The organism is Pseudomonas sp. Sample_23, from assembly GCF_004307595.1.
GTDB classification, from domain to species: domain Bacteria; phylum Pseudomonadota; class Gammaproteobacteria; order Pseudomonadales; family Pseudomonadaceae; genus Aquipseudomonas; species Aquipseudomonas atacamensis.
Genome location: NZ_RCNX01000016.1, coordinates 35,104 through 52,907 on the forward strand (window position 1 = coordinate 35,104; position 17,804 = coordinate 52,907).

Annotated in this window: 15 protein-coding genes and 2 pseudogenes; 9 read left to right on the top strand and 8 right to left on the bottom strand. The window is 59.3% G+C overall.

Annotated features, from left to right (window positions below):
• Positions 1–226: 226 nt before the first annotated feature.
• Together D8U82_RS03830 and gudD are read left to right on the top strand one after the other, a co-directional pair.
• Positions 227–1,573 (top strand): MFS transporter, encoded by a 1,347-nt coding sequence (locus tag D8U82_RS03830; protein ID WP_130901675.1) that lies wholly within the window; start codon positions 227–229, stop codon positions 1,571–1,573.
• Positions 1,574–1,598: 25 nt separating this feature from the next.
• Positions 1,599–2,942, top strand: a complete 1,344-nt coding sequence (gene gudD, locus D8U82_RS03835) for a glucarate dehydratase (RefSeq protein ID WP_024013479.1) — start codon at positions 1,599–1,601, stop codon at positions 2,940–2,942.
• Between the two features lie 127 nt (positions 2,943–3,069).
• Here gudD and D8U82_RS03840 read toward each other — a convergent pair whose 3' ends face one another.
• The gene (locus D8U82_RS03840) at positions 3,070–3,942 is read right to left on the bottom strand and encodes a LysR family transcriptional regulator (RefSeq protein ID WP_122880171.1); all 873 of its coding nucleotides are present in this window, start codon (positions 3,940–3,942) and stop codon (positions 3,070–3,072) included.
• A gap of 159 nt (positions 3,943–4,101) precedes the next feature.
• Here D8U82_RS03840 and ampC point away from each other — a divergent pair, with 159 nt between their 5' ends.
• The gene (gene ampC, locus D8U82_RS03845; RefSeq protein WP_130901676.1) at positions 4,102–5,268 is read left to right on the top strand and encodes a class C beta-lactamase; all 1,167 of its coding nucleotides are present in this window, start codon (positions 4,102–4,104) and stop codon (positions 5,266–5,268) included.
• A 97-nt stretch (positions 5,269–5,365) separates the two neighbouring features.
• On the opposite strand, the gene D8U82_RS03850 is transcribed toward ampC, so the two are convergent.
• The 3 genes from D8U82_RS03850 to D8U82_RS03860 all read right to left on the bottom strand — a co-directional run bounded on the left by D8U82_RS03850 (position 5,366) and on the right by D8U82_RS03860 (position 7,105).
• Positions 5,366–5,632, bottom strand: a complete 267-nt coding sequence (locus tag D8U82_RS03850) for a hypothetical protein (RefSeq protein WP_125927592.1) — start codon at positions 5,630–5,632, stop codon at positions 5,366–5,368.
• A 16-nt stretch (positions 5,633–5,648) separates the two neighbouring features.
• Positions 5,649–5,978, bottom strand: coding sequence for a DUF6124 family protein (locus D8U82_RS03855; protein WP_039763404.1), 330 nt, complete (start codon positions 5,976–5,978; stop codon positions 5,649–5,651).
• A gap of 563 nt (positions 5,979–6,541) precedes the next feature.
• Positions 6,542–7,105, bottom strand: a complete 564-nt coding sequence (locus tag D8U82_RS03860; RefSeq protein WP_130901677.1) for a DUF4174 domain-containing protein — start codon at positions 7,103–7,105, stop codon at positions 6,542–6,544.
• 194 nt (positions 7,106–7,299) lie between these two features.
• Here D8U82_RS03860 and D8U82_RS03865 point away from each other — a divergent pair, with 194 nt between their 5' ends.
• Positions 7,300–7,764 carry a GNAT family N-acetyltransferase gene (locus D8U82_RS03865; protein ID WP_125927591.1) on the top strand — a complete coding sequence of 155 codons (465 nt, stop codon included), beginning with the start codon at positions 7,300–7,302 and terminating at the stop codon, positions 7,762–7,764.
• 1 nt (position 7,765) lies between these two features.
• Here the strand turns inward: D8U82_RS03865 and D8U82_RS03870 are convergent, their stop codons facing one another.
• Both D8U82_RS03870 and D8U82_RS03875 read right to left on the bottom strand, forming a co-directional pair.
• Positions 7,766–8,551, bottom strand: a complete 786-nt coding sequence (locus tag D8U82_RS03870) for a sulfite exporter TauE/SafE family protein (RefSeq protein ID WP_125927590.1) — start codon at positions 8,549–8,551, stop codon at positions 7,766–7,768.
• 150 nt (positions 8,552–8,701) lie between these two features.
• Complete coding sequence (locus D8U82_RS03875; protein ID WP_130901678.1) at positions 8,702–9,451, bottom strand: hypothetical protein; 750 nt, start codon at positions 9,449–9,451, stop codon at positions 8,702–8,704.
• A 344-nt stretch (positions 9,452–9,795) separates the two neighbouring features.
• On the opposite strand from D8U82_RS03875, the gene D8U82_RS03885 reads away from it, so the two are divergent.
• From D8U82_RS03885 to D8U82_RS03895, 3 genes are all read left to right on the top strand, one after another.
• Positions 9,796–10,944, top strand: a complete 1,149-nt coding sequence (locus tag D8U82_RS03885; RefSeq protein WP_122508139.1) for an aldose epimerase family protein — start codon at positions 9,796–9,798, stop codon at positions 10,942–10,944.
• Between the two features lie 278 nt (positions 10,945–11,222).
• The gene (locus D8U82_RS03890) at positions 11,223–12,044 is read left to right on the top strand and encodes an aldo/keto reductase (protein WP_130901679.1); all 822 of its coding nucleotides are present in this window, start codon (positions 11,223–11,225) and stop codon (positions 12,042–12,044) included.
• Between the two features lie 24 nt (positions 12,045–12,068).
• Positions 12,069–12,539 (top strand): DUF1810 domain-containing protein, encoded by a 471-nt coding sequence (locus tag D8U82_RS03895; RefSeq protein WP_122698472.1) that lies wholly within the window; start codon positions 12,069–12,071, stop codon positions 12,537–12,539.
• Here the strand turns inward: D8U82_RS03895 and D8U82_RS03900 are convergent.
• Positions 12,504–14,864 (bottom strand): DNA polymerase II, encoded by a 2,361-nt coding sequence (locus D8U82_RS03900; RefSeq protein WP_177434108.1) that lies wholly within the window; start codon positions 14,862–14,864, stop codon positions 12,504–12,506. The genes D8U82_RS03895 and D8U82_RS03900 overlap by 36 nt on opposite strands.
• A 377-nt stretch (positions 14,865–15,241) precedes the next feature.
• Here D8U82_RS03900 and D8U82_RS03905 point away from each other — a divergent pair, with 377 nt between their 5' ends.
• Entirely contained in the window at positions 15,242–15,682 is a 441-nt protein-coding gene (locus D8U82_RS03905; protein WP_016775372.1) for a CBS domain-containing protein, read from the top strand.
• A gap of 178 nt (positions 15,683–15,860) precedes the next feature.
• Here D8U82_RS03905 and D8U82_RS03910 read toward each other — a convergent pair.
• Positions 15,861–16,483 (bottom strand): annotated as a pseudogene (locus D8U82_RS03910) (glutathione S-transferase N-terminal domain-containing protein).
• Positions 16,484–17,555: 1,072 nt separating this feature from the next.
• Here D8U82_RS03910 and D8U82_RS03915 point away from each other — a divergent pair.
• Positions 17,556–17,804: pseudogene (locus tag D8U82_RS03915) on the top strand (energy transducer TonB); the annotation flags it as partial.

A 17,804-nucleotide genomic window follows, 5' to 3' on the forward strand; every position in this document is an offset into this window, starting at 1 on the left:
AGCCATCACGCACCACCATTCACATATCAAAAATGCGCTCCGCTCGACTGGCACAACAATCAATAAATACGAGCTATAATCCGGTTTTCGCATAAAAAACCGAACAATCAGAAGAATTTGATCGCCCTCCCCACTTGTAGGACAAAAAATTACGGTTGTATGATGTCTAGCAACAACGCAGCACCCAGTCCTACCCGCATAAAAATAATCAGTGGGAGAAACATCAGTGAAAACCTCCATCTCCGGGATGCAGGACAGCGTCGACCCGACGCTCGCCTCAGCCATCTCCAAAGTCAAACGCCACGTCCTGCCGCTCTTCGTGATCATGTTCATCGTCAATTACATTGACCGGGTGAACATCGGTTTCGTCCGCACCCACATGGAAACCGATCTGGGCATCGGTGCTGCCGCCTATGGCTTCGGCGCCGGGCTGTTCTTTATCGGTTACGCGCTGTTCGAAGTGCCGTCCAACATGCTTTTGCAGAAAGTCGGCGCGCGGATCTGGCTGACCCGCATCATGTTCACCTGGGGCATAGTCGCGGCCTGCATGGCCTTCATCCAGAACGAAACCCACTTCTATATCCTGCGCTTCCTGCTCGGTGTCGCCGAGGCCGGGTTCTTTCCCGGGGTGATTTATTACTTCACCCGTTGGCTGCCAGGCGTCGAGCGTGGCAAGGCGATCGCGATCTTCCTCAGCGGCTCGGCCGTGGCCTCGCTGATCTCCGGTCCGCTGTCCGGCCTGCTCCTGCAGATCAACGGGCTGGGCATGCACGGCTGGCAATGGATGTACTTTATCGAGGGGATGTTCTCGGTGTGCCTGTGCGTGTTTGTCTGGTTCTGGCTGGATGCCAAACCCCACGACGCGAAATGGCTGAGCCGCGCCGAACAGGATGCGCTGGTCAGCGCCATCGACGACGAGCAAAAGGCCCGCGAAGCCGCGACGCCGATCCGGCCGTCGCTGGGCAAACTGCTCAAGGACCGGCAGATCATTCTGTTCTGCCTGATCTACTTCTTCATTCAGCTGACCATTTACGCGGCGACTTTCTGGCTGCCGAGCATCATCAAGAAGATGGGCGAACTCAGCGACGTGCAGGTCGGCCTGTTCAACTCGATTCCATGGTTGCTGTCGATCGTCGGCATGTATGCCTTCGCCTCGCTGTCGGCGAAGTGGAAACACCAGCAAGCATGGGTCGCCACTGCCCTGTTGATCGCCGCAGCGGGGATGTTCATGTCCACCACTGGCGGGCCGATCTTTGCTTTCGTCGCGATCTGCTTTGCGGCACTGGGTTTCAAATCCGCCTCGTCGCTGTTCTGGCCGATTCCCCAGGCTTATCTGGATGCACGCATCGCGGCGGCAGTGATCGCGCTGATCAACTCGGTGGGCAACCTCGGCGGCTTCGTCGCACCGACCACTTTTGGCCTGCTTGAGCAACACACCGGCTCGATTCAGGGCGGCCTCTATGGTCTGGCCGCGACCTCGATCATCGCCGCAATCATCGTCCTCGCCGCGCGTACCACGCCGAAACCCGCTGCTGAAAAAGCTGTGGCCGACGCCGCGCCGAAACACGCCTGACTACGTCTCGAAAAGGAAAACAACAATGACTGTTCATGACACCGCCAAAGCTCCGATCATCACCGACATGCAGGTCATTCCGGTGGCCGGTCACGACGGCATGCTGCTCAACCTGAGCGGCGCCCACGGGCCGTTTTTCACCCGTAACATCGTCATCCTCAAGGACAACGCCGGCCACACCGGCGTCGGCGAAGTGCCCGGTGGCGAGCGCATTCGCCAGACCCTGGAAGATGCACGCAATCTGGTGGTCGGCAGCCCCATCGGCACCTACCAGAAGATCCTCAACCAGGTGCGCCAGACCTTCGCCGACCGCGATGCCGGCGGCCGTGGCCTGCAAACATTCGACCTGCGCATCACCATTCACGCGGTCACCGGCCTGGAAGCCGCCCTCCTCGACCTGCTCGGCCAGCACCTCGACGTGCCGGTGGCGGCGCTGCTCGGTGAAGGTCAGCAACGCGACGAAGTGAAGATGCTCGGTTATCTGTTCTACGTCGGCGATCAACACGAAACCGATCTGGCCTATCGCAGCGAACCGGACGCCGACAACGACTGGTTCCGTGTGCGTCACGAGAAAGCCATGACCGCCGAAGCGGTCGTGCGTCTGGCGGAGGCGGCGCACGCCAAGTACGGTTTCAAGGATTTCAAACTCAAGGGCGGCGTGCTCAGCGGCGATGCCGAAATCGAAGCGGTCACAGCACTGGCCGAGCGCTTCCCTGAAGCGCGAATCACCCTCGATCCGAACGGCGCCTGGTCGCTGAAAGAGGCGATTCGTCTGTGCCGCGATCAGCATCACGTACTCGCCTACGCCGAAGACCCGTGCGGTGCGGAAAACGGTTATTCCGGGCGCGAAGTCATGGCTGAATTCCGCCGCGCCACCGGCCTGAAAACCGCGACCAACATGATCGCCACCGACTGGCGCGAAATGGGCCACGCGATTCAGTTGCAGTCAGTGGACATCCCGCTGGCCGACCCGCACTTTTGGACCATGCAGGGTTCGGTACGCGTCGCGCAGATGTGCCACGAGTGGGGCCTGACCTGGGGCTCGCATTCCAACAACCACTTCGATATTTCCCTGGCCATGTTCACCCACGTCGCCGCCGCCGCACCCGGGGAGATTACCGCCATCGACACCCACTGGATCTGGCAGGACGGTCAGCGCCTGACCAAGGCACCGCTGCAGATTGTCGATGGTCTCGTGCAGGTGCCGAAAAAACCCGGGCTGGGTGTGGAGCTGGACATGGATCAAGTGGCCAAGGCCCACGAACTGTACAAAGGCATGGGCCTCGGCGCGCGGGATGACAGCGTGGCGATGCAGTTTCTGATTCCGGGGTGGAAATTCGATAACAAACGGCCGTGTCTGGTGCGGTAATCCAGCAGGCGCCGCTGATTTCGATTGTGGGAGCGAGCCTGCTCGCGAAGGCGTCAGGTCAGTCGATAGTGCTGTCGCTGATACACCGCTTTCGCGAGCAGGCTCGCTCCCACAAGGGGGTTTTGTGTCAGGCAGAAACTTGCAGCAACCAAGTTTTGAACGCTTTCATCGCCACCGTTTCCGCTCGCGACTGCAACCGCGTCAGCCAGTAACTGCCGGTGGTGATCTCGATCGCAAACGGCTGGCAGATCGCATCTGCCGCCAGTTGCCGGGCGAACATCAGCGGCGGCGCCAACGCCACGCCGCCGCCCTGCAATGCGGCTTCCATCATTGCCAGCGACGAATCGAACACGATGCTTTGCGGTGGCGCGGCCTGCGTCGCCAGGCCCGCTGCGTGAAACCACTCCGGCCATTCATCGGTGCGATAGGAGCGCAGCAAGGTCTGCTGCAACAGGTCCGCCGGCGAGTGCAGTTGCCGGGCAATCTCCGGCACGCACAATACCGACAACGGCGCATCGAGCAAGCGTGTCGCCTCGATGCCATGCCAGGCGCCAGCACCGAAACGAATGGCGTAATCCAGTCCTTCCGCCGCCACATCCACCCGGTTGTTATTGGTCGACAGACGTAAATCTATAAGCGGATGTTTCCCCCGAAAGTCCGCCAGCCTCGGCAACAGCCAACCCACAGCAAAAGTGCCCACCGCGCCGACCGTCAACATGTCGCGATACTGCCCACCGGCCAGACGTTCGAGCATCTGCGCGATATGATCGAATGATGTGCTGAGTACCGGCAGCAAGGTTTCGCCTTCACTGGTCAGCATCAGCCCACGTGGCAGGCGTTTGAACAGGGTCAGGTTGAGCTGCGCTTCCAGGCTTTTGACCTGATGGCTCACCGCCGCTTGTGTCACGCACAACTCGACGGCAGCACGGGTAAAACTCAAATGACGTGCCGAGGCTTCAAATGCGCGCAGAGCGTTGAGCGGCAGTTGCGGTCGAATCATGCGTTGCCCCAAATTTTTCTAATGGCCCATGCGAGTTTTCATCGTTTGTCGAGATCCAGCGAAGTGCCTAAATTGGCCGCGCTGATCGGCCGCCCGATGAAAAATCACCCGCAGTGTAGCGGGATACAACAATCGACACTCATGGAGAGTGATTCAATCATGTGTTCCTTAAAACCGAGCAAGGTCTTTTCCTACAGCGCTTTCGCACTGTTCTTCGGCAGCGTTGCCTGTCATGCCGCAACGCCGACGGATGCGCAATTGCAGGCACTGGTCAGCCAAGCCGTCACCCCGGTCATGCAGCAAAACAACATCCCGGGGCTGACCGTAGCGATCACCCTGAATGGCCAAGCGCATTACTTTAACTACGGGGTCGCCGCTAAAGACACCGCACAAAAGGTCAGCGAAAACACCCTCTTCGAAGTCGGCTCGGTGAGTAAAACCTTCACCGCCACCCTCGCCGGTTACGCCCAGGCCACAGGCAAACTCGACCTGTCGAGCATGGCCAGCCAACTCTGGCCGGAGCTCAAGGGCAGCGCCTTCGACAACATCAGCGTGCTGCAACTGGGCACCTACAGTGCAGGCGGACTGCCGCTGCAATTTCCCGCTGAGGCGGATTCTTCCGACAGGATGCTCGGCTATTACCAACAATGGAAACCGCAGTTTCCCGCCGGCAGCCATCGCCTGTATTCCAACCCGAGCCTGGGCCTGTTCGGCTACCTGACGGCGAAAAGCCTCGGCCAGCCGTTCGACCAGGCAATGACGCAAACCCTGCTGCCGAAACTCGGCCTTCAGCACACCTTCCTCAGCGTACCGCCAGCGCAGTCGAAGCTTTACGCCCAAGGCTACGACAGCGCCGACCAACCGGTACGCGTCAGCCCCGGCGCCCTCGACGCCGAAGCCTACGGCATCAAAACCAGCGCCGCCGACCTGCTGCGTTACGTCCAGGCACAGCTGAAACCGGCCAGCCTTGCGCCTGATCTGCACCAAGCCATCGCCAACACCCACATCGGTTATTACCGCGTCGGCGACATGACCCAGGGCCTGGGCTGGGAGCGCTACGTCTACCCGATCAGCCTGGAAAAACTGCAAAACGGCAACTCGACCCCCATGGCCATGGAACCGCACAAAGTCGAATGGCTGACTCCACCGCAAGCTGAACCGGCCAATGTGCTATTCAATAAGACCGGTTCTACACGGGGCTTTGGCGCGTATGTGGCGTTCGTGCCGTCGCGGGACATAGGCATTGTGATTCTGGCCAACAAGAACTACCCGAATGCCGAACGGGTGAAGATTGCGCATGAGATTTTCAGTCAGTTGACCGAATAAAGATCAAAAGATCGCAGCCTGCGGCAGCTCCATTGACCGAGTGAAAACCCGATCCTGTAGGAGCCGCCGCAGGCTGCGATCTTTTTCGTTTCAGCGCTTAAAGCTGCGCCTGCAAGCGCCAGCCAATGACATCCATCAAGTCACAGCTATCGCGCAAAGGAATCGCCAGCACCCGGGCGAAATCCTGCAACAGCAATGCATCTTGTCCCTTGCCCTCGTCCAGCGAAAGGCTCTCCATCAACTGCGTCACACAGCGCAAGCGGTAAGCCGCGGTGCCGTGCAACACGTCAATGGGGGCTTCGCTGTCGATCAGCACACAGGGAATTTTGCAGTCAATCCCGGTGATCGGTATGTAGCGCACCATGGTAGAACCTCCCTGTTCAATGTTGAGTCGCCGTTGCGGGTGAATCGAGATTGTCCAGCGCGCGGTTGACCAGCAGTTCTCCGACTACCGCCAATTGCTGGATCGACAACGTCAGGCTGCGCTGCGCACCGCTCAACTCGCAGGCCAGATCTGTGGTCAGTACGTTCAGTGAGGCAAGGGTTTCGCAGGCATGGCTCAGCAGTGTCGCCGTGTCGATGTCGGGGAGAATGGTGAAAACGTGGCTGATGGGATCGGGTTGGCCGGGGTGGCGCAGACGCGGATTATTGGAGTCGAAGGAGCTTGAATCCATGGGGGATTCGGGGGGATTTGGAGTGTGTTTTTTCATAAATAAACCCTCGGGACATTTAAAGAAAAAACTGCCGAACTCACTTCCACGAGAGGGTGGCAGCTTTGCGCAGGTGTGGAAGTCCGGGGAAACCCGAGGAACCCGGTGCACTCGAGAGTGCTCCTGCGCATAGCTGCCATAAGCAAACAATGTTGGCATAAAAACCACCAACATGTGTCTACAGGCGCAATGCGCGCTCGGGAATCACCGGACTTCCACATCCGACCACTGTGTTTTTCAGCGGCCAAAAGAGGTTATCCCTCTGCGTCACAACGCACCAGTTCACCACGACCGCCGCGTCTTGCAGGAAAAATCCACTCGATTTGAAGGGTGTTGGCGTCAGACGTTTCGGCAGGCATATGCTGCAATGAATTTCGATCAGCAGATGACTTGTGGGAGCGAGCCTGCTCGCGAATGCGCTCGATCAGTCACCTTTCAGCGCCTGAAAAACCGCTATCGCGAGCAGGCTCGCTCCCACATTTGAACTGTGTACTTCACAAAAAAATGTGGGAGCTGGTTTGCCAGCCCCCACAGGGATTTTGCTTCATTCAGTCAACGCGCAATCAATCATCCGGCATCTGCGGCGGTTTGCTCGGTTTCGCCGGTTTGCTGCCCTTCGCGCCTTTGGCCGGTTCCGGCTCGGTGGCGGCAGGCGTTTGTGCGGCGGCGGCCGCAGCGGCGGCTTCTTTTTCGGCCATGGGCATGGCGTCGATGGTTTCGAAGATTTTTGCCAGGGTCAATGCCTTGGCTTCATCACCCGAGGCGGAGAGCTTGGTTTCGCCGTCCTTGCCCACCAGGAACACTTTGGGATAAGCGCCGGCGCCGAGCTTCAGCGAACGCAGCAGGGCCATGGTGTCCTGCTGGCCCATGTCCTTGCCGTCGAGCTGTCCGGACATGCTGAGGATGGTGTAGACCTTGATGTTGCGGTCGGTGACGCCCTTTTTGTTGGCCGGATCTTCCAGCGACTTCTTCAGGCTCAGCCAGACCGGGTCGACAGTGCTTTGCGCAATCACGATCAGCGGGCGGGCGCGGCCCACGTCCCCGGCCAGGGGTGAATCGCTGTCGGCGGCGAACAGGGGGCCGGCGATTGCCAGCAAGAGGGTCAGGGTCAGGGACCTGATGAGCATGCGCATCTCCTTTTGATATCCACGCACTACTGATTGCGCATCGTGGCGATTGTTCCGGCGGCGTCTGGCAAAAAGGCATTGCCCTGTCAGAAGCTTAGGTCAGGGAGAACTTTGCGCAAACGCTACGTCGATTTGATTATCAGCCATGAGCGCACTAGGGTGGCCGTTCTGCCAACGAAATGGAGTTCACGCGCATGCACATCGATTATCTGTGCGATCACCCCGAATTTATCGAAGAACTGGCCGCTCTCAACTTCAAGGAATGGGGTGAGTTTCGCCCAGGACAAACTGTCGAGGATCGCATCGAGCACATGCGCGAATCCTGTGGCAAAGGTGCAGTACCCTGCGTGGTAGTGGCGCTTGAGGGTTCGCGACTGCTCGGCGGCGCGCTGCTGATCGAGCACGATTTGAAACTGCGCCGCAATCTGACCCCGTGGTTGGCAGGTGTTTACGTGAAGGCCGAAGAACGTGGTCGAGGTATAGCCTCGCAATTGGTCAATCGAGTAGTCGAGGAAGCGGCGGCGCTCGGTGTGCCTGAGCTCTATCTCTACACCGACACTTCGCAGTCGCTGTATGCGCGATTGGGCTGGCAAGTCGTCGAGGAGCTGGTTTACGAAGAGCTGCCGGTGGTGGTGATGAAGTACGTCATTCGCGCCTGACTCAGAATGCCAACTTATAACCAATCAACACCAGCATCGTCGCCAGGCACGGGCGCAGGACTTCGTCGGAGATGCGTCCGGTCAGGTGGCTGCCGAGCCAGATGCCGGGCAGCGAGCCCATCAGCAGGAAGCCCAGCACGCCCCAATCCATGTTGCCCATGCTTGCGTGGCCGAGGCCGGCGACGAGGGTCAGGGGTACGGCGTGGGCGATTTCGGTGCCGACCAGGCGGCGGGTTGGCAGTAGCGGGTAGAGGATGAACAAGGCAACGGTGCCGAGTGCGCCGGCGCCGATCGAGGTCAGGGCGACCATGGTGCCGAGGATCAGACCGGTGATCACCGTCATGATATTCAGGCGCGAACCGCTCGGGTTGTAGTTGCCACCCGCGCGTTTGTGGGCGAATTCGAGCAAGCGTTTCTTGAAGAAGATTGCCAAGGCGGTGGCGAAGAGGACGAAGCCGAGCGCCTGCTTGATAATGGCGTTCATCGCGTCCGGCGCGGTGTGCAGGGTGCTGAGGAACCACAGGGTCATGGCCACGGCTGGCACGCTGCCGAGGGTCAGCCAGCCGGTGATCGCCCAGTCGATGTTCTTGTTCTTCTTGTGAACGAGGACGCCGCTGGATTTGGTGATCGCAGCGTAAAGCAGGTCCGTACCCACCGCCGTCGCCGGGTTGATGCCGAACCACAGCAGAATCGGCGTCATCAACGAACCACCGCCGACACCGGTCATGCCGACGATAAACCCCACCACCAGCCCGGCAATCACCAGGCCGAAATTTGCCAATTCCATTCAAACGTCCAGAAAACGACAGGAAAATCTGGCCCGCAGCATAGCGATTTTTCTTATAACCACATATATCGATGCGGTCTATCGTTATGCCATATCGAATTCACCGCAGATCCCACAGTGGATCTTTGCGCTACAGCAAACCTGCAAGGCTCACTGCACCGGCAAGAAATTCAGAAACAGCAGGCTCTGCGCGTAATTCAGGCCGATCCTGCGATAGCGCTCATCGAGCATCTGCGTGAGCAGATCCAGGCGCGCGACGATTTTGCTGAATTCGGTGGCGAAGCTGAGGTTGCTGCCCTCCTCCGAGATTTCGTTGGAGAACAGCAGCGGCTGGCCTTCCTTGTTTTGTCGTTGCGACAAAATCCACATGGCTTTTTCGATGTTGCGCGCGGCGTTGTGCACGAACGTCGGGTTGATCGCGTCGGTCATGTAGAACACGGTGCGATTGCCGTGGGCGGTGACCAGCATGCTGCCGATCGCATAGATGAACGCGCCGACGCGGTCGCCGAGGAATTCCGGACTCATCGCATAGCTCAGCGCCGCCAGGTCCTTGCGCCCGCCCAGCACGGGCAACGGCTGCTGTTGCTCGACAGCGAGACGCACCTGTTTCACGGCGGCGTTGACGGTGAGGAAACCGGATTTGCGCAGTTCTTCCGGGTTGCGCAGGTAAAGCTTGCCCATCAATCGATAGAGGCTGTCGAGGTTATCGCGCATCGCCAGGGTGGCCATGCGGTCGACGCTGGTCTGCAGAAATTCCTGCGGCTGCCCTTCACGTATCTGATTGAAGAATCCGTTGCCGTTCTGGTGGCTGCAGCCGCTGAGCAACAGCGACAACAGGCAGGCCAGCAGCAGGCACGGGCGGCGGTGAGCGACGGTGATCAGGGCAAAAACACTCGGCATGAAATCTCGGACAGGCACATTCCTGTGCGGCGGGAGTCACCGCATCCTGGCCATGCATAGAGCCGCCGATTGCGAAAAAGTGCAGTGCCCGGGCGGTGAGCCGACCTTCGGCGCTTTTCGCCATATCAATTAGTCGGACTTTATGTTTGCCAACAGCGGTAAATCCGCTATAAATCTTCTCTCTCGACTCAAATAGCATGACTAGTGACATGTAGGAGCTGCCGAAGGCTGCGATCTTTTGATCTTGCTTCTAAAAATCAAGATCAAGATCAAGATCAAAAGATCGCTGCCTTCGGCAGCTCCTACGGTCAATGCGAAAACAACAACAAAAAGGAAGGTCAACCATGCTTCAATCCCGTCACCTGCTCTCCGGCCTCGGACTGTCCCTGATGATCGCTACCCTTTCCGCCAACGCGGCGGGCCTGACCGCTGAACACAAAGCCTTCGGCAAAACCAATGACGGCACGCCTGTCGAACAGTACATCCTGCGCAACAGCCACGGCATGCAAGCCACCGTCATCACCTACGGCGCGACCCTGCAAGCGCTAAAAGTCGCTGACAAACACGGCAAGTTCGACGACGTCGTCTTGGGTTTTGACGATGTGCAGGGCTATCAGAAAGGCACCGCGTACTTCGGCGCGACCATCGGCCGCTTCGGCAACCGCCTGGCCGAAGGTGCTTTCGAACTCGATGGCAAGCGCTATCAAGTGCCGCAGAACGACAAATCCAACGCCCTGCACGGCGGCCCCGAAGGTTTCGACAAGAAAGTCTGGAAGGCCAGGGAAACCAAGGACAAGGATTCGGTAGGCGTGACCCTGACCTACCTCTCGGCCGACGGCGAGATGGGCTTCCCGGGCAATCTGACCACCGAAGTCACCTATCGCCTGACCGACAACAACGAACTGCGCATCGACTACAAGGCCAGCACTGACAAGCCGACCGTGCTCAACCTGACCAACCACAGTTACTTCAACCTGGCCGGCGCCGGCAATGGCGATATTCTCAAGCAAGTCGCCATGATCAACTCCAGCCATTACACGCCGGTCACCGCCAAACTGATCCCGACCGGGGAGCTGGCGCCTGTCGCCGGTACGCCGATGGACTTCAGCAAACCGACGGCGATCGGCACGCACATCAAGGCTGATCATCCGCAGCTGAAATTCGCCGAGCCGAAACAGGGCGGCTTCGATTTCAACTGGGCGCTGGACACCAAGGGCGATGTCAGCAAGCTCGCTACCGAAGTCAGCGACCCGCAATCCGGACGCGTCCTGCAACTGTTCACCAGCGAGCCGGGCGTGCAGTTCTACACCAGCAACTTCCTCGACGGCACGGTCAAGGGCAAGGGCGGCAAGGTCTATCCACACTGGGGCGCATTCACCCTCGAGACCCAGCACTACCCGGATTCGCCGAACCAGCCGGACTTCCCGAGCACGCGGCTTGATCCGGGGCAGACTTATGCCCACAGCGTGATCCTCAAGTTCTCCGCCAAGTAACCTGCCATGCTCCCCTGTGGCGAGGGGATTCATCCCCGTTGGGATGCGAAGCAGCCCCGATCCTGCAACACGCGTTGTATCAGACAGCGTTCTATTGCAGATTTTTGGGGCTGCTTCGCAGCCCAGCGGGGATAAATCCCCTCGCCACAAATCCCCGCCACAAGATCTCCTGACCACAATTGATCCGGTTTCATCCTTGACTCCCCCTTCCTTCCGGGAACCCTTGCTCTATCCTGCTGCCCACTAAAGATATCGACTCTTTAAGGCAGGAGGTTTGAATGCGTACTCTTGAGTTGGCCGGCGTGCAGGTTCCCGTGATTGGTCAGGGCACCTGGCGCATGGGCGAGGATCGTTCGGCGCACAGCCGTGAAGTGGCGGCGCTGCGCAGCGGCATCGAGCTGGGCATGAGCCTGATCGATACCGCTGAGATGTACGCCGAGGGCGGTGCCGAAACGGTGGTCGGCGAAGCCATCGCCGGTCTGCGCGATCAAGTCTTTCTGGTCAGCAAGGTCTACCCGCACAACGCCAGCCGCCAGGGCATCCCGCAAGCCTGCGAGCGCAGTTTGCGTCGGCTCGGCACTGACTACATCGATCTGTATCTGCTGCACTGGCGCGGTCAGTATCCGCTGGAGGAAACCGTCGAAGCCTTCGAGCGTCTGCGCGAGGATGGCAAGATCGGCCGTTGGGGTGTGTCGAATTTCGATGTCGACGACCTCGAAGAACTGTCCAGCTCGGCCTGCGCCACCAATCAGGTGCTGTACAACCTCGAAGAGCGCGGCATCGAATTTGATCTGCTGCCGTGGTGCCAACACCAGCGCCTGCCGTTGATGGCGTACTGTCCGATCGGCCAGGGCGGCGCGATGCTCGCCGAGCCGGTTCTGCAGGACATTGCCTGTCGCTACAACGCCACCCCGGCGCAGATTTCACTGGCGTGGCTCCTGCGTCAGGACGGCGTGATTGCGATTCCCAAAGCTGTGCGCCCCGAGCATGTGCAACTCAATGCCGAGGCGGCCCGGTTGCAACTGGACGCCGGGGCTCTGGCGGCGCTGGACAAAGTGTTCCCGGCGCCACAACGCAAGCAGCGGCTGGCGATGGTCTGAGCTGCCGACCGCGAGGGCTTCGCCATGAGAAGCACAGATTTGCACGACCCGTACAACCTGCAACGTTTTGTCCAGGCACAGGATCCGGTGTTCGAACGGGTCCAGCGTGAACTCGAGACAGGCCGCAAGCGCAGCCACTGGATGTGGTTCGTCTTTCCGCAGTTCGCCGGATTGGGCGGCAGCGAAATGGCCCGCCGCTTCGCCATCGGTTCAGCCGAGGAAGCCCAGGCCTATCTGGCCCACGAGCTGCTCGGGGCGCGGCTGCGCACCTGCACGCAACTGGTGCTGAATGTGCCGCAGCGCTCGATTGCAGAAATTTTCGGCCATCCCGATGACCTGAAATTTCATTCTTCGATGACCCTGTTTGCCCAGTTCAGCGCCGAGGACAGTCTGTTCCATCAGGCGCTGGAGCGTTACTTCCACGGCATTCTCGATGAATGGACGCTGCAACTGCTCGACTCAAAACAGGCCCAGTTGCCCACCGATCAGGGTTGAGAAGTCGTCGTCGACAAACGGCAGAATCGCATCCGCCACCGGTTGCAGCTGTCGCGTGATGTAGTGGTCGTAGTCGATGGCGGCGCGGCGTACCTCCAGCGGCTCCGGGCCGGCCAGGGTGATGACGTAGCTGATCCAGCCGCCGTTCTGATACTGCCGGGGCCGCCCCTGCTCGGCGTTGTAGTCATCGGCGAGCCGCGCGGCGCGGACGTGGGGCGGTACGTTGCGTTCGTAATCGTCGAGAGTGCGCCGCAGACGTTTGCGGTAGATCAGCCGATCGTCGAACTCGCTGGCGAGGGTCTTGCGCACGTAATCGCGGACGTAATCCTGGTACGGCTTGCGCTGAAAAATCCGCTCATACAGTTCTTGCTGAAATTGCCGAGCCAGCAGCGACCAGTCGGTGCGCACGGTTTCCAGGCCTTTGTAGACCATTTCCTCGCTGCCATCGGCGCGGGTGACGAGTCCGGCGTAGCGCTTCTTGCTGCCCTCCTCGGCGCCGCGAATGGTCGGCATCAGAAAGCGCTTGTAGTGAATCTCGAACTGCAATTCCAGCGCGCTTTCCAGTCCGTATTCCTCACGCACATGCGTGCGCCACCAATCGTTGACGTGTTTGACCAGCGCATGGCCGATCTGCGCTGCTTCATCCTGACCGTGCAGACTGCGCAGCCAGACGAAGGTTGAATCGGTGTCGCCGTAAATGACGGCGTGGCCCTGTTCTTCGATCAACTGGCGAGTGCGCAACATGATTTCGTGGCCGCGCAAGGTGATCGACGAGGCCAGCCGGGTATCGAAAAAACGGCAACCGCTGGAGCCGAGCACGCCGTAGAAGGCGTTCATGATGATCTTCAGCGCTTGGGACAGCGGCGCGTTGTGCTCGCGTTTGGCGGTTTCGCGCCCTTCGGCCACTCGCGCCACGATGGACGGCAGGCAATGGCGGGTGCGCGAGAAGCGTGCGCCACGAAAACCCGCTACCGAGTCAGCGTCGTCCGGGTGTTGCAGGCCCTCGATCAAGCCCACCGGGTCGATCAGAAAGGTGCGAATGATCGACGGGTAGAGGCTTTTGTAATCGAGCACCAACACCGATTCGTAAAGCCCCGGGCGCGAATCCATGACAAAACCGCCGGGGCTGGCCTGCGGTGGATTGGTGCCCAGATTGGGTGCAACAAAGCCCTGGCGATGCATCAACGGCATGTACAAATGGGTGAACGCGGCGACCGACCCGCCGCTGCGGTCGGCCGGCAAACCGGTAACGCTGGCGCGTTCAAGCAAAAACGTCAGCAGTTCGGTCTTGGCGAAGATCCGCGTGACCAGCTCGCAGTCCTTGAGGTTGTATTTGGCCAGCGCCGGTTTGTCTTCGGCGAACATGCGATTGATCTCGTCCATGCGCTGGTACGGATTGTTGATCGCCTTGCCTTCGCCGAGCAGCGTCTGCGCGACGTTTTCCAGGCTGAACGAGGGAAAACTCCAGGTCGCCGAACGCAACGACTCGATGCCATCGATGATCAGCCGCCCCGCTGCCGAGGCGAAGTAGTGATTGCGGCTGCCGTGCTCGCGCCACTGCATTTCTTCGCCGCCACGACCGATCTTCAGCGGCACGCCGAGGCGTCGCGCGTGTTCATGGAGGATGCGCAGGTCGAACTGCACAACGTTCCAGCCAATGATCGCGTCGGGGTCGTGGCGGGCGAACCAGTCGTTGAGTTTCTTCAGAATGAGCGTGCGCGAATCGCAGTATTCAAGGTCGAAATCGACAATGCTGGCGTCGCCGTTCGGCGCGCCGAGCATGTACACCTGGCGCTCGCCACAGCCTTCCAGCGCGATGGAATACAGCTCGCCGTTTTCGGTGGTTTCGATGTCGAGTGAGACCAAGCGCAGTTTCGGCCGGTAATCGGGGTCGGGTTTCAGTTGGGCGTTGATCAGCACGCCGTCAGCATCCGGGGTGCCGCCAAACAGCACCGGCGCGGTGATGAAGCGCTCCATCAGATAGCGTTCCGGGGGACGCACGTCGGCTTCAAAGACGTCGACGCCGGCGCGGTTGAGCGCGGTTTCGAGGCGCATCAACTGGCCGTGCTGCTGGCAATACAGACCGAGCACCGGACGATGCTGAAAATCGAGCAAGGCCAACGGTCGCAGCTCTACATTCTTTTCATCGTGCAGCAGACGCTCGGCTGCTTCTCGCTGTGCGGCGGGAATAAATGCGACCGACGGCTGATGCGCCAGACGCACGCGGCGCGGCCCGGCGTCCGTTGCCAGCCAGAACTCGACTTCGGTGCCGGCCGGCGTATCGCGCCAATGCCGGGTCAGGACGAAGCCCTGCTGTAAATCCACCACTGCGACCTCAACGTTTCAATCAGAACGCCATTCTACGCAGGATCTGTGGCGAGGGGATTTATCCCCTTTGGCCTGCGCAGCAGGCCCTTTCATTAAAAGCGGGGCCGCTTCGCGGCCAGCGGGGATAAATCCCCTCGCCACAGATAAATCCCATCACCACAGATAAATCCCATCGCCCCAGATAAATCCTCTGCCACAGATACCACCCCTTGTTACAGATAAATCCCCTAGCCACAGGCGCTTCATTCACCAATACAAAGATGTTTTTTCCGGCAAATGGCGTTTTTTGCACGCTAACTGCCGCTTTGCCACCTTGCTCTGCGCGGCTGCGTCTACGATGCTTGATGAACAACGACAACACCTGAGTAACCGCCATGAAGACCGTCGCCCAACTGCTCAAGCTCAAAGATCAGAAAAATCAGGAAGTGCACCAGATCAAACCCGATCACATGGTGCTCGAAGCGCTGATGAAGATGGCCGAGAAAAACGTCGGCGCCTTGCTGGTGGTCGAAGACGACAAAGTGGTCGGCATCATCAGCGAGCGTGACTATGCACGCAAACTGGTGCTGCACGGGCGCTCTTCGGTGGGCACGCCAGTGCGCGACATCATGGTCAAGGACGTGATTACCGTGGATACCCGGCAAACCGTCGACACCTGCCTGGGGATCATGTCGGACAAACGCCTGCGCCACTTGCCGGTGGTCGAGGACGGCCAGTTGATCGGCCTGTTGTCGATCGGCGACTTGGTGAAAGAGGCGATTGCCGAACAGGCCGAGCTGATCAAACAGCTGGAGCAGTACATTCGCGGGGAGTGAGCCCACCGCCGTGTTCCCCTTGTGGGAGCGAGCCTGCTCGCGAATGCGCCAGGTCAGTGATGATCGTTCCCACGCTCTGCGTGGGAATGCAGCCCGGGACGCTCCGCGTCCCTCTAAAGCCGAACGCGGAGCGTCCGTTGAGGCATTCCCACGCAGAGCGTGGAAACGATCGCGCCTGTCAGGCCGGCCAATGCCGCTCAAAGACCGGTGCCAGCACCGGGTGCCGGTCGATCCTTTGCAGCCACGCATAAAAGCCCGGGCGGGTCCGGCGCAGGTGTTCGCGGCTGCCGGCCCAGCGGCTTACCACGGCCGCCAGCACATCCAGCGCGCCGGGCGTTTCGTCATCCAGATACAGCTCCCCGGAAAACTGATCGGCAAACACCTCCCAACTGAAGTGCAGGCGCTGGCGCGTGCCGGCGATCAGGTTTTGCCGTGCGCTCTCGTCGGGCGTGCTCAGCCAGCGCTCGGGGTAATCGATGATGCCAACCGCTGCGTAGCAATTGCTGACGATATAGGCGAGGCCGCGAATCGCCTGATCACGATCGGCTGCCTTGCTCGGCAGCAGGCCGGATTTGGGAACGTCAGGCCCAGGTGAATCAGGATCGCCGCGCTTTCAGTCATGGCGCTGCCGTCCGGCAGTTGCAGGGTCGGTATCTGTTTCAGCGGATTGAGTTTGCCCAGCGCCTCGTCGGCCTCGGCGCTGGCTTCGGTATCAATGAAGCGATAGGCGATCTGGCACAACTCCAGTGCCGCCTCGATGGCAGCCGCGCCGGAATTCTTGTGCCCGTAGAGCTGGTACATGTCCGTTCCCCCGATAAGGCCTTTGCACAGGGTAGATGGCTGGCTGGCCTGACGTAGAAAATTCTGCAAATGTGTCGTGATTGGCACGTTTTTCCCATGCACTGCCGACTTGCGAAATCAACCTTCGCCAATCAGCGCTGGCGGTGCCCATCCCGCACCAAGAGCATTCATCGAACGCTATCCGCGTTCTTGTAAGGTGCGACAGCGAACCAAAAGTTCGCCTGTCCGAGCTGGCAATAAGGAGTTCACCTGTGAATCTTCAAATGCTCCGCCGTACGACATACCCCACTCACTCGCAAATCCAGACCCAAGTTCAGCCGAGCCTACTCAGCCTGGCGCGTTTCTCCTTTATTACCTGAAACCCAATGCACACTTTGCGTGCCTGGCGATCGAGCAATCGCCGGGCGCCGAGTGTTATTTATTTTTTAAATACGGCAATTAATAAAAGGCACAACAACAAGATTGTCGAACAATGACTTTCCGTCATTGAAGTTGCACCAAAAGCGCACGCCCGAATGTGATGCAGTTAACCAATACTCCAGAATCAAAATAAGGAACTTGTCCCGTGAGCCGCTGAATGACTGACCTGCACCAAATCGATTCGCTACGCACCGATAGGTGCTAAGCCTGATCACCGAGCAGCCGCTCTATCCCGTCGATTGGCGTGATACAGCGTTCCCGCTGACTCGCTCTGGAAAAAGCCCTTCTGCGAGGACTTGAGGACCACTTCACGCCGAATAAACAGTGGGCGAAACTGAAACTTATATAAATGCGACATCAGTAACACCGAAGATTTGCGTTCAACCCGTTTCAGCAACATCTGGCACACCTGTTGTAAACTGTAACAAACCTGAGACAGCTCACATCTCCACACAACAACAAGCCACGGAATGGATAATGAACAATCGATATAGATGCTACTAAGCCACTAAGTTTGTTCGAGGCCGTTTAAACAGATAGTCCAACTATCGGCCCGCGTACACCTTGAAGAAAGTTACACCTACTCACTCGAACATCAGCCATATGTTCGGACGGCACCTTATTGCCCTTCATCTGACCCGAGGGAGCTTTAATGAACGATGCGGTAAAGCACAAAACCCTGCCGGGGCCGTTGCAGCAAGCGCCGGTCTCGCCGGCAACGGGCAGGCCGGCGTTTACAGCCAATACGTCACGACCCGGCGGGTTGAACAAACCACAGATGCTCTTGCTGATCGCCGTGTCGGCGCTGATACACGGCGGCGCGTGGTGGTTCTTCCATCAGGCGCGTCCTGAGCCACTGCCGACGCCGCCGGAAATCCCGGAAATGACCGTCGAGCTGACC